The sequence below is a fragment of the Pseudomonas sp. TE12508 genome, assembly GCF_056279485.1.
In genome coordinates this window covers 17,383-29,840 of record NZ_JBWCCN010000011.1, presented here as the reverse complement: position 1 = coordinate 29,840, position 12,458 = coordinate 17,383, and the positions used below count along the sequence as shown (strand labels likewise).

The window sequence follows — 12,458 nt, the reverse complement described above, 5'->3', positions numbered from 1 at the left end:
TTTCCTCGACATTGTTTTTATATGGAGCCAGTTCATCGGCCCTTTTTGGTGCTTCGAATGCTTGCCGGCTCCTGAAGGGGTGGCGCAGCGTACATTCGTCCAAGAGTGTAGAGCATGACTCGTGCCAGGCCAGGCGATATAGATCAAGTTATTGATTTATAAAGATATTAAATATTTATGGCGTGAATTTTCGCGATGGAGAATCCGGTTAACCGAATCGACCGTCGAGTCGCGTTCGGAAAACCGAATGGAATCTCATGCCTTGCACCTATCCCCTGTGGGAGCGAGCCTGCTCGCGATAGCGGAGTGTCAGGCAACATCAATGTTGCATGTGCCGACCTCATCGCGAGCAGGGGATAGGTAGTGTCTGGCAGAATACAAAAAGCCCCTGAATCATGAGATTCAGGGGCTTCGTTTTAACCGGATTCCCGATCAGGCCGCTTGGATCTTGCTGCGGTTCTGTTCGACCTTGTTCAGGTAATCTTCGAGCTTCTGCTGTTCCGCCGGGGTAGTGAACAGCCCAAGCTTTGTGCGGCGCCACAGAATGTCGTGGGCGGTGGTCGCCCATTCTTCGCTGCACAGGTAATCAACTTCGCGAGTGTAGAGACCGCCGCCGATGTGTTCGCCCAGATCATTAAGGCTTTCCACACCTTCGAGCATGCGCCAGGTGCGGCTGCCATAAGTGGTGGCCCAGCGTCGGGCGATTTCGGTGGGCACCCAGTCGAATTTGTCGCGGATCCGCGAGCTCAAGGCCTGCGGCGTGGTCATGTCTTCGCCGCCGGGCAGGGTGGCGCTGGCAGTCCAGCTTGGCTTGATGTGCGCGAAGTACGGGGCCAGTTGCGCCAGCGCCGATTCGGCCAGTTTGCGGTAAGTCGTCAGTTTGCCGCCGAACACCGACAACAGCGGCGCTTCTTCGGCACTGCCCGACAATGCCAGGGTGTAGTCGCGGGTGACAGCCGACGGGTTGTCGGATTCGTCGTTGCACAGCGGGCGAACACCGGAGTAGCTGTGCAGGATATCGTCGCGACTGATTTGCTTCTTGAAGTGGGCGTTGACCACTTTGAGCAGGTAATCGGTTTCGCCTTCAGTGATCGCAACTTTCGCTGGGTCGCCGGTGTACTCACGGTCGGTGGTGCCGATCAGGGTGAAGTGGTTCAGGTACGGAATGGTGAAGACGATGCGCTGATCTTCGTTTTGCAGAATGTGCGCGTGTTCGCCTTCATACAGCTTCGGCACGATCAGGTGGCTGCCCTGGATCAGACGGATGCCGTACGGCGATTCCATCTTCAGGTCATCACGGATGAACTTGGCGACCCACGGGCCGGCTGCATTCACCAGCGCTTTGGCGCGGATCGAAAACAGGCTGCCATCGGCGCGTTCCAGATTCAGGTGCCACAGGCCCTTGGTGCGACGGGCACTGACGCAGCGGGTCTGGGTGTGAACGTGGGCGCCTTTCTCGCGGGCGGCCATGGCGTTCAGTACGACCAGGCGTGCGTCATCGACCCAGCAATCGGAATATTCGAAGCCTTTGGTGATTTCGCTTTTCAGTGCACTGTCCGGGCCGAACTTCAGGCTTTTCGAACCTTCGAGTTTTTCCCGTTTGCCCAGATTGTCATAAAGGAACAGGCCGGCGCGGATCATCCAGGCCGGACGCAGGTGCGGGCGGTGCGGCAGCACGAAACGCATCTGTTTGACGATGTGCGGCGCCTTGGCCAGCAGTACTTCACGCTCGGCGAGGGCTTCGCGCACCAGGCGAAATTCGTAATGTTCGAGATAGCGCAGGCCGCCGTGGATCAGCTTGCTGCTGGCGGACGAAGTGTGGCTGGCCAGGTCATCCTTTTCGCAAAGGAACACCGAAAGACCGCGACCGGCGGCATCCGCTGCGATCCCCACGCCATTGATCCCACCACCGATGACGGCGATATCGTAAACCTCGGCGAGAGGGGGCGTAGGCAAGGTAGAAGTGGGCATCGGCTGGCCTCGGGCTTTGATTTTCTATATTTGAATTCGAACATTAATGTTCATTTACGAAAATACTAGCCCATAAAGACGCGCACAGCCAGTCAACTTCGATTGAAAATACTGATCGAAGGGCGGTTAAAGGAAAATTTACGAACATTTAGTGAGCGCGGGAGGGCTTTTGTGGCGAGGGAGCTTGCTCCCGCTGGGCTGCGAAGCAGCCCTAAAACCGGTGAGCGCGGTTTTTCAGGAAGAACAAATTGTCTGATTTGCGTCTGCTGCGCAGCCGAACGGGAGCAAGCTCCCTCGCCACAGGGGAGCGAGCCATTTCGAAAGGAGTTAAACCACTTCCAACCGAATCTTGTGCTGGCTCAACAGCTGCGCCAAGGCTGGCGAAGGCTGCTGATCGGTGACCAGGCAATCGATCAGGCTGATCGGCCCCAGGCGAATCATGGCATTGCGCCCGAATTTGCTGGAGTCCGCCGCGAGGATTACCTGCCGGGCATTGGCGATGATCGCCTGGGACACCCGCACTTCCTGATAATCGAAATCCAGCAAGCTGCCATCTTCATCGATGCCGCTGATGCCGACCAGGGCGAAGTCGACCTTGAACTGGTTAATGAAGTCGACACTCGCCTGACCGACCACGCCACCGTCACGCCGCACGTTGCCACCGGTCAGCAGCACGTCGAAATCGTCCTTGGCGCTGAGCATCGAGGCCACGTGCAGGTTGTTGGTGATGATCTTCAGGTGGTTGTGGTTGAGCAGCGCCCGAGCGATGGATTCGGTGGTGGTGCCGATATTGATGAACAGCGAGGCGTGATCGGGAATCTGAGCGGCAATGGCTTCGCCGATACGCTGTTTTTCATCGCGCATCTGATCGGCGCGCATGGCGTAGGCAGTGTTTTCGACGCTGGAGTCGTAGGCTGCGCCGCCGTGGTAGCGACGCAACAGGTTGACTTCCGCCAGTTGATTGATATCGCGGCGGATGGTTTGCGGTGTAACGACGAACAGCTGGGCCATTTCCTCGATGCTGACATAGCCGCGTTCGCGGACCAGTTCGAGGATTTGCTGCTGACGGGGAGGCAGATTCATGGGGCTTCCTTTGGGCTGCCGTGCAAAATTTGCCCATGATGCCGCAGGAATCTGCTCCCTACCAGTTAGAACCCCATCCTTGGCTTATTCAGCGCTTTCGTGTGGTTCCCAATCACGAGTGCGGCTGACAGCTTTTTTCCAGCCGGCGTAGAGTTTTTCCTTCGCGGTTTCGTCCAGTGTCGGTTCGAACTCGCGCTCGATCACTGCCTTGCCGCGCAACTCGTCCAGGCTGCCCCAGAAGCCACACGCCAGACCCGCCAGGTAAGCCGCGCCCAACGCGGTGGTTTCGCGCATTTGCGGACGCTCGACCTGAGTGCCGAGGATGTCGGCCTGGAATTGCATCAGGAAGTTGTTCGCAACTGCGCCGCCGTCCACGCGCAGGGACTTGAGGCGTTCGCCGGAATCCTGCTGCATGGCGTCCAGAACGTCGCGGGTCTGGTAGGCAATCGACTCCAGCGCGGCACGAATGATGTGATCCACGCGTACGCCGCGAGTCAGGCCGAACAATGCGCCACGGGCATACGGGTCCCAGTAGGGAGCGCCCAGGCCGGTGAAGGCTGGCACCAAATACACACCGTTGCTGTCCTTGACCTTGTTGGCGAAGTATTCGGTGTCGTGGGCGTCGTTGATGATTTTCAACTCGTCACGCAACCACTGCACGGTGGAGCCACCGTTGAATACCGCGCCTTCCAGGGCGTAGGCCACTTCGCCACGCGGGCCGCAAGCGATGGTGGTGAGCATGCCGTGTTTGGATTTCACGGCTTTGTCGCCGGTATTCATCAGCAGGAAGCAACCGGTGCCATAGGTATTTTTCGCCTGGCCTGGCTCGACGCACATTTGGCCGAAGAGGGCCGCCTGCTGGTCGCCGGCGATACCGCCAATGGCGATGCCACTTTTGGTGTGGCCGTAGATCTCGGACGAGGATTTAACTTCCGGCAGCATCTCGCGCGGGATGTCGAGGACCTCCAGCATCTTCGCGTCCCACTCCAGCGTGTGGATGTTGAAGAGCATGGTGCGCGAGGCGTTGGTGTAGTCGGTGACGTGCACCTTGCCGCCGGTAAATTTCCAGATCAGCCAGCTATCGATGGTGCCAAACAGCAGTTCACCCTTGCGTGCACGCTCACGGCTGCCTTCGACGTTGTCGAGGATCCACTTGAGCTTGGTGCCAGAAAAGTACGGGTCGGTGACCAGGCCAGTGGTGTCGCTGATGTATTGCTCGTGGCCATCGCGCTTGAGCTGTTGGCAGATTTCGGTGCTGCGCCGACACTGCCAGACGATCGCGTTGTAGATCGGGCGGCCGGTGGTCTTGTCCCAGACCACGGTGGTTTCGCGCTGGTTGGTGATGCCGATGGCTGCGACCTGATCGTGATGCAGGCCGGCTTGAGCCAGGGCCTCGACCATCACGGCGCTCTGGGTGGCGAAGATTTCCATCGGGTCATGTTCGACCCAACCGGCTTGCGGGTAATGCTGCGCGAATTCGCGCTGGGCGGTGCAGACCACGTTTGCGTCACGGTCGAAAATGATCGCGCGGGAGCTGGTCGTACCCTGATCGAGGGCAATGATGAAGTTCTTATTCTGAATGTCGGTCATGTCGATTGCCTTGGACGAAAATTAGGAAGTGAGGTCAGGCGCGGGACCACATGGGCAGGATCACGCGCCAACGGTTTCAAGACGTTCTTGGTTTGCCGTCAATGGCCGGTACTGCATCCTTTGTAGCAGGTATGGCGCTGGGCAGATGACGGGCAATCAGCCCGCGATAAGCTGCAGCACCGAGGCAGGCACCGACAATCGGTGCAAAAATCGGGATCAGGAAGTACGGGATATCGCGCCCGCCAGTGAAGGAAATTTCACCCCAGCCGGCGAAGAAAGTCATCAGTTTAGGACCGAAGTCGCGAGCCGGGTTCATCGCGAAACCGGTCAACGGGCCCATCGAGCTACCAATCACGGCAATCAGCAGGCCGATCAGCAACGGCGCCAGCGGCCCTTTGGGCAGACCGTTGTTGTCATCGGTCAACGACATGATCACGCCCATCAATATGGCGGTGATGATCACTTCAACCAAAAAGGCCTGGGCAGTGGTCAGGGCAGGGTTTGGGAAAGTGGAGAACACCGACGCCAATTCAAGGCTGGCCTGGGTGCCACGAACCATTTGGTGAGTTTGTTCGAAATCGAAGAAAAGGTTGCTGTACAGCGTGTAAACCAACAAGGCCCCGCAAAAGGCGCCGGCCACCTGGGAGAAGATGTAGAAAGGCAGTTTGCGCTTTTCGAAGTCAGCGAAAATGCTCAGCGCGATACTCACGGCAGGATTGAGGTGCGCACCGGAAACGCCGGCGGTCAGGTAGATCGCCATGCTGACGCCAACCCCCCAGATGATGCTGATTTCCCACAGTCCGAAGCTGGCACCCGCCACCTTGAGCGCGGCAACGCAGCCGGTACCGAAAAAGATGAGCAGTGCAGTACCCAGAAACTCGGCCATGCATTGGCTCGAGAGCGACGGTTGTTGTAAAGCAGTTGTCATTGAAAACCTCTTTTTTGTTGTTGTCTGGCGCTTTTTCATCAAGGTCAAAGCGCGATTTTCACCGAGGAGGATCCCCATCCTGGGCTCGGCTTGCTGCTGGGTGCTGCGGTGAGACATTCGTACAGTATTCAGATTCGAAAAAATATAGACAAGAAACGCTGCTGTCAAAGGTCGAAAGTGAACTGTCAGTCACATTTCAACTATTAGTCACGTGAATGACCGCATCGTTCATCGGGGAGGCTGACCGTGGACGAACGGCACAGAAGCCCGGCCAGGCTTTTGAAATAGCGTTGTAATAGAGCCTTTTATCGATCAATGACCTAGAATCCTGCGCAGTATTTTTTCTTCTGCCACCAAGTCTGGAGCTGCCATGACCCCCGCATTGGATTTGTTGAAAAAAGTTCGTGCCGAACATCGCGTGCACAGTTACGAACATGATCCGAAGGCAGCGTCCTATGGTCTGGAGGCCGCGGAAAAACTGGGGTTGGACCCGGCGCAGGTGTTCAAGACATTGCTGGCGGCCAGCGAAAAGGGGGAATTGTTGGTGGCTGTGGTGCCGGTCGTCGGAAGTCTGGACTTGAAGGCGCTGGCGCAGGCCGCTGGTGTGAAGAAAGTCGAAATGGCCGATCCCGCGGCTGCACAGCGGTCGACAGGTTACCTGTTAGGCGGCATCAGTCCGCTCGGGCAGAAGAAGCGCCTGCGTACCTTTATCGATCATTCGGCTCAGCCTTTTTCCAGCATCTTTGTCAGCGCCGGACGGCGTGGACTGGAAGTTGAACTGGCGCCCGCCGTGTTGGCCGAACACACCCAGGCGAAGTTCGCCGATATCGGTCGCACCTGAACAGAAGGCCTCGGGCGTTCAGCCCGGCGCTGTATGGTGAAAATTGATTCGCTCTGTCACTGGTGAAGGACTCTTCGTGGCTCCATGCTCGTCGACCTGAAAAAGGGAGAAGTGGCATGCAGCTAGAGTTTCATCAGGTCGACGCGTTCAGTGATCGGCCGTTCAGTGGCAACCCGGCGATGGTGTACCGGCTCGATACCTGGCTCGACGATGAGTTAATGCAAAAAATCGCCGCCGAACACAACCTCGCCGAAACCGCGTTTTTAGTACGTGAGGGGCCCGTCTGGCACATCCGCTGGTTTACCCCCACCACCGAAGTCCCGTTATGCGGCCATGCGACCCTGGCCAGCGCCTATGTTCTGTTTGAAATCTATAAGGAACCGGTCGAGCGACTGGACTTCATCTGCAAGTCCGGTCCGCTGAGTGTCAGTCGTGAGGGCGAGCGCTTGTGGCTGGATTTCCCGGCCATCGTGCCGACAGAAGTGGGCGTGACCCTGGATGTCGAGCACGCCTTGGGTGTGCAAGCAGTCGATGTGTTGGGTTCGAAAGAATTGTTCGTGGTACTGGAGTCCGAGCAAGCGGTGCTCGATTGTCAGCCGGACATGGTTGCGCTGGCAAAACTGCCGTGGCCAGGCGCCATTGTGACGGCCAAGGGCAACACGCATGATTTTGTATCGCGGTACTTTGCGCCAGCAATCGGCATCAACGAAGACCCGGTGACCGGGTCGACCCATTGCAGCCTGATTCCGTATTGGTCGGAACGCTTGAACAAGTCGAGTCTGACGGCTTATCAGTGTTCGGCGCGAGGTGGGGAGTTGTTCTGCCAGCTGGAAGGGGAGCGAGTGAGTATTGGCGGGAATGCGACGCTGGTCGCAAGCGGCAAATTAATGCTCGGATGATTTTTTTGTAGGCGCGAGGCTTGCCTGCTGTGGCGAGGGAGCTTGCTCCCGCTCGGCTGCGAAGCAGTCGTAAATCCAGCGAACCGCATTCGCTGGATTTGGGTCCGCTTCGCGAACCAGCGGGAGCAAGCTCCCTCGCCACAGCGAGCAAGCCCGCTTGTGTCCGCTCAACTGGTGGTGCTGTACCGCCGAACACCGGATTCGATCACCGGAATCTGCGCCGCCGTGCTGCCGTTCGCCTGGAACAACACCAGGTGTTCAGCCGCCACCCGAATGCCTACTTCAGCACCGACCAGATGATCGGCATGACTCGGGAAAATCGACTCCAGCTGCGCGCCCGTAGACAACTGCAAGCGGTACAGAGTCGATGCCCCCTGGAAGCTCTTGCCAACAATCTGCGCCCTCAGTGGGCTGTCCGGCGCATAGACGATATCGTCCGGACGCAACAACACATCCACAGCACAACCGATTGGCCAGGTGTAGGCACGGTTGCCGCGCAATTCACCCAACTCGGTCTGCACCGATTCCGGGCTGCTTAACTGGCCGCGAATGAAGTAACCCTGGCCAATGAAACTGGCCACGAATGGCGTCAGGGGTTCGTGATAGAGGTTGTAGGGCGTGTCCCACTGCTCCAGGCGACCTTCCTTGAAAACGCCCACGTGGTCACTGACCGCGAAGGCTTCTTCCTGATCGTGGGTCACCAGGATTGCACTGGTGCCGCGAGCCTTGAGAATGGCGCGTACTTCATGACTGAGCTTGCGTCGCAATTCGCCGTCGAGGTTAGAGAACGGTTCGTCGAGCAACAGCAGTTGCGGTTCCGGCGCCAAGGCGCGGGCCAACGCCACACGTTGCTGCTGGCCACCGGACAGCTCATGGGGGAAGCGCTTGCCGAGGTTTTTCAGGTTGACCAGTTCGAGCAGTTCTTCGGTGATACGATCCTTTTGCGGGTGCTTGCGGATCCCGAAAGCGATGTTCTCGGCCACGCTCAAATGCGGAAACAGTGCGTAATCCTGAAACACCATGCCGATCCGGCGCTTCTCCGGGGCAAGGGTGAAGCCGGCGCTGGAGATGGTCTCGCCCGCCAACTGGATTTCACCTTCGTGCACCGGTTCAAAACCGGCAATCGCCCGCAGGGTGGTGGTTTTGCCGCAACCCGAAGACCCCAGCAGGCAACCGATATCCCCAGCATTCAAATGCAGGTTGAGGTTCTGCACAACCCGCTGGTTTTGATAACCGCAGGCCAGGTTGCGCAGGTTCAGCAGTAATGGCTGGCTCATGCGTGGTGGTACGAAGGCGGGACGAGGAATTCGAGCAAGGCCTTTTGTGCATGAAGACGGTTTTCGGCTTGATCCCAGGCCACCGAACGCGAGTCGTCGAGCAGGTCGAGGCTGATTTCCTCGCCACGGTGGGCCGGCAGGCAATGCATGAACAGCACGTCCGGCGCGGCCAGGTCGAGCAGGGCACGGTTGACCTGGAACGGTGCGAACAACTTCAGGCGCTTGGCGGTTTCCTCTTCCTGGCCCATGGAGGTCCAGACGTCGGTGCTCACCAGGTGCGCACCGCGCACGGCTTCCTGCGGGTCGCGGACGATGGTCACCCGATCGCCGGCTTTAGCCACAAACTCAGGATTGGGTTCGTAACCTTCCGGGCAGGCTATGCGCAACTGGAAGTCGAACTGGATCGCCGCTTCTATATAGCTGTTGCACATGTTGTTGCCATCGCCGATCCAGGCCACGGTCTTGCCTTGAATCGAACCACGGTGTTCGAGGAAGGTTTGCATGTCGGCCAGCAATTGGCAGGGGTGCAGGTCATCGGACAGGCCATTGATCACCGGCACGCGGGAATTGGCGGCGAATTCGGTCAGGGTACTGTGGGCAAAGGTACGGATCATCACCGCATCGAGCATGCTCGACATGACGATGGCGCAGTCGCCGATCGGCTCGCCGCGACCCAATTGGGTGTCGCGTGGCGACAGGAATATCGCCTGGCCGCCGAGCTGGATCATGCCGGCTTCGAACGAGATGCGTGTGCGGGTCGAGGACTTCTCGAAAATCATCCCCAGGACGCGGTTTTTCAAAGGCTCGAACAGTACGCCGCGGTTACGCAGGTCCTTGAGCTCAACGCCTCGACGGATCACGCTGACCAGCTCTTCGGGCGTGCAATCCATCAGGGAGAGAAAGTGCCTTGCGCTCATCATTGACTACCTTTTTGCAACAGACCGCAGATACTCAAAGCCTTGTTTAACTGAAAAACGGGCGAGACCTGCGGCGTAAGCCGCACGGGGCGACGAAATAGGGGAAGGCGCGATATTGACATTAAATGTCGCGTTTTTCCAATGGGCTACGGTGTTTAGGGGATTTCAGAGGGGCTACGGGTGACCGCAGTAGCGCTTTTGAAGCCTGTTTCCTGACAGCAGCTGACCATTTGTACACCGGGCTCGCCGGGCTTGGCAATCAAACAGGGCGCGGGCGACACGCTGGCGGTCGGTTTTTGACCTGTCATTCGGACCTTTGGCGGGCAATGTGTCTTGTCCGAAACATTTGCTAAAGCAAAGTGCTGCGTTATAACTAAGGCACGAGCGACGCAGGAAGCCATCTGGAATGGAATCGAAAGAACAGCTGTTAATGGAATTACTCGGGCTTACGGCCCGCTCTCTGACTCACCTCACCGCTTCCATGACCTCGATGTCTTTCGAGTTGTTGCGCAGTGAAGACGAAGTCACGAAAGCGGCTGGCCGGCGCATGATTGACCGCATGGCCACCATCAGCGCCGGGCTCGACGAGCATTGGCGACTGATCGGCGAACTCACCGGCGTGCATGTTGCCCATGAGCAGATCGAAACCATCGAGGAGATCCAGTTGCAGGCGCCGCCGAGTCTGCCGTCGAACTGATCCCTTGCTGCCATTGGCTGGCCTGATGGCCGCCGATTCACAAGACGAACGTCGCTGGCCAAGGGGTGAGTCGCGCGCCATAGTTTTGTTCCCGCGGCCGATCTTGCCCGCCCAGAACAAAACAGAGACTGGCCATGACCAAGACTCTCCATCACCGTGCGTGCCACCTGTGTGAAGCCATCTGCGGCCTGACCATCGAAACCACCGAGGTCGAAGGCAGCGGCGTACAGATCACCTCGATCAAGGGTGACCCCCAAGACACCTTCAGCCGCGGGCATATCTGCCCCAAAGCGGTTGCCCTGCAAGACATCCAGAACGATCCGGATCGCCTGCGTCAGCCGATGCGGCGAACAGGCAGCGAATGGCAGCCTATCGAGTGGGAAGACGCTTTCAGCCTTGTAGCCGAACGCCTGGCGGCGATCCAGGAGCGTCACGGGCAGAACGCGGTGGCGGTCTATCAGGGCAACCCAAGCGTGCACAACTACGGGTTGATGACCCATAGCAATTATTTCCTCGGCCTGCTGAAAACCCGCAACCGGTTTTCCGCGACATCGGTCGATCAGTTGCCCCATCACTTGACCAGCCACTTGATGTACGGCCACGGCTTGCTGCTGCCGATCCCGGACATCGATCACACCGATTTCATGCTGATCCTGGGCGGCAATCCACTGGCCTCCAACGGCAGCATCATGACCGTGCCGGATGTGGAGAAGCGCCTCAAGGCGATTCAGGCCCGGGGCGGCAAAGTGGTGGTGGTCGATCCGCGTCGCAGCGAGACGGCGGCGATGGCTGATCAGCATCTGTTCGTACGCCCCGGCGGCGATGCGGCGCTGTTGTTCGGGCTGCTCGATACCTTGTTCGCTGAAAGTCTGACCCGCGACAGTCATTTGCCGGTCGATGGCCTGGATGAGGTGCGTGAAGCGATCGCAGGGTTCACTGCTGAGGCCATGAGCCCGCTGTGCGCGGTGCCCGCCGAGCAGATCCGCCAACTGGCACGGGACTTCGCGGCAGCGCCGACAGCGGTCTGCTACGGGCGCATGGGGGTTTCGACCCAGGCTTTCGGCACCCTGTGCCATTGGCTGGTGCAACTGATCAATCTGGTCACCGGCAACCTCGACCGGGTGGGCGGTGCGTTGTGCACCGAGCCTGCGGTGGATCTGGTGGCATCGACCTCGGGCGGTCATTTCAACCGCTGGCAGAGCCGCGTGTCCGGGCGTCCGGAATACGCTGGAGAACTGCCGGTATCGGCGCTGGCCGAAGAGATGCTCACAGAAGGGGAAGGGCAGGTCCGCGCGCTGATCACCGTGGCGGGTAATCCGGTGCTGTCCACGCCCAATGGCCGACAACTGGAGCAGGCACTGGACGGATTGGAGTTCATGGTCAGCGTTGACCTGTATATCAATGAAACCACGCGTTATGCCGACCTGATTCTGCCGTCGACTTCGGCACTGGAAAACGATCATTACGACACCACGTTCAACATGTTCGCGGTGCGCAACGTCACCCGCTTCAACCGGGCGATCCTGGCCAGGCCCGAAGGCGCGCTGCATGATTGGGAAATCTTCGTGGGGCTGGCCAAAGCCTTTGCGGCGAAGACTGGCAAGGAGCTGAAATCGACCATCGCGCCAGCGCAGATGATCGACCGAGGGCTGCGAATGGGCCTGTATGGCGACGCTTCGGAACACAAGCTGTCACTGGCGACCTTGTTCGATCATCCTCATGGTATTGATCTCGGGGCGCTCAAACCCAACCTGGCGCCACGCCTGAAGACCGCCAATCAGCGAGTCCAGGCAGCGCCTGTCGAGATCCTCGCCGACCTGGCGCGCTTCGCGGCGCTACAAGCACCGGCTGCCGATGAGCTGCTGATGATCGGCCGCCGCCATGTGCGCAGCAACAACTCATGGATGCACAACTATCACCGTCTGGTGAAGGGCAAACCGCGCCATCAACTGCTGATGAACCCGGATGACCTGGCCAGCCGCGGGCTCCACGATGGGCAGCGAGTGCGCGTCAGTTCGCGGGTCGGGGTGATCGAGGTTGAAGTGGTCGCCAGCCTGGATATGATGAAAGGTGTGGTCAGCCTTCCTCACGGTTGGGGTCATGCGCGACCGGGTGTGCAGATGACGATTGCCAGCGGCCAACCCGGCTCCAGCGCCAATGACCTGACTGACGAATGTCAGCTCGATGAGTTGTCGGGTAATGCGGCGTTGAACGGCGTGCCGGTGACCGTGGCGGCGGCATGAACATGACTGTCG

The 12,458-nt window shown here is 58.8% G+C and carries 10 protein-coding genes; 4 read left to right on the top strand and 6 right to left on the bottom strand.

The genetic code is table 11. The annotated features are described in order from the left end of the window. Positions 1–432: 432 nt before the first annotated feature. The 4 genes from glpD to ACZ9IM_RS16285 all read right to left on the bottom strand — a co-directional run bounded on the left by glpD (position 433) and on the right by ACZ9IM_RS16285 (position 5,572). The gene (gene glpD, locus ACZ9IM_RS16300) at positions 433–1,971 is read right to left on the bottom strand and encodes a glycerol-3-phosphate dehydrogenase (RefSeq protein WP_476224467.1); all 1,539 of its coding nucleotides are present in this window, start codon (positions 1,969–1,971) and stop codon (positions 433–435) included. 327 nt (positions 1,972–2,298) lie between these two features. Continuing rightward, complete coding sequence (locus ACZ9IM_RS16295; RefSeq protein WP_007898523.1) at positions 2,299–3,054, bottom strand: DeoR/GlpR family transcriptional regulator; 756 nt, start codon at positions 3,052–3,054, stop codon at positions 2,299–2,301. An 84-nt stretch (positions 3,055–3,138) separates the two neighbouring features. Next, on the bottom strand, positions 3,139–4,644 hold the full coding sequence (gene glpK, locus ACZ9IM_RS16290) for a glycerol kinase GlpK (RefSeq protein ID WP_476224466.1): 1,506 nt from the start codon (positions 4,642–4,644) through the stop codon (positions 3,139–3,141). 76 nt (positions 4,645–4,720) lie between these two features. Further along, entirely contained in the window at positions 4,721–5,572 is an 852-nt protein-coding gene (locus ACZ9IM_RS16285; RefSeq protein WP_123500668.1) for an MIP/aquaporin family protein, read from the bottom strand. Between the two features lie 370 nt (positions 5,573–5,942). On the opposite strand from ACZ9IM_RS16285, the gene ybaK reads away from it, so the two are divergent. Further along, positions 5,943–6,413, top strand: a complete 471-nt coding sequence (ybaK, locus tag ACZ9IM_RS16280; RefSeq protein WP_427622973.1) for a Cys-tRNA(Pro) deacylase — start codon at positions 5,943–5,945, stop codon at positions 6,411–6,413. A gap of 116 nt (positions 6,414–6,529) precedes the next feature. Continuing rightward, positions 6,530–7,312 carry a PhzF family phenazine biosynthesis protein gene (locus tag ACZ9IM_RS16275; protein ID WP_476224465.1) on the top strand — a complete coding sequence of 261 codons (783 nt, stop codon included), beginning with the start codon at positions 6,530–6,532 and terminating at the stop codon, positions 7,310–7,312. 167 nt (positions 7,313–7,479) lie between these two features. Here ACZ9IM_RS16275 and ACZ9IM_RS16270 read toward each other — a convergent pair whose 3' ends face one another. Together ACZ9IM_RS16270 and argF are read right to left on the bottom strand one after the other, a co-directional pair. Continuing rightward, complete coding sequence (locus ACZ9IM_RS16270; RefSeq protein WP_427622971.1) at positions 7,480–8,589, bottom strand: ABC transporter ATP-binding protein; 1,110 nt, start codon at positions 8,587–8,589, stop codon at positions 7,480–7,482. Continuing rightward, positions 8,586–9,506 (bottom strand): ornithine carbamoyltransferase, encoded by a 921-nt coding sequence (gene argF / locus ACZ9IM_RS16265; RefSeq protein ID WP_032830187.1) that lies wholly within the window; start codon positions 9,504–9,506, stop codon positions 8,586–8,588. Before argF ends, ACZ9IM_RS16270 begins: the two co-directional genes overlap by 4 nt. Positions 9,507–9,912: 406 nt before the next feature. Here argF and ACZ9IM_RS16260 point away from each other — a divergent pair, with 406 nt between their 5' ends. After that, positions 9,913–10,203, top strand: coding sequence for a hypothetical protein (locus ACZ9IM_RS16260; protein WP_008069494.1), 291 nt, complete (start codon positions 9,913–9,915; stop codon positions 10,201–10,203). 134 nt (positions 10,204–10,337) lie between these two features. Continuing rightward, positions 10,338–12,446 carry a molybdopterin oxidoreductase family protein gene (locus ACZ9IM_RS16255; protein ID WP_476224464.1) on the top strand — a complete coding sequence of 703 codons (2,109 nt, stop codon included), beginning with the start codon at positions 10,338–10,340 and terminating at the stop codon, positions 12,444–12,446. The last annotated feature ends 12 nt before the right edge of the window (positions 12,447–12,458 follow it).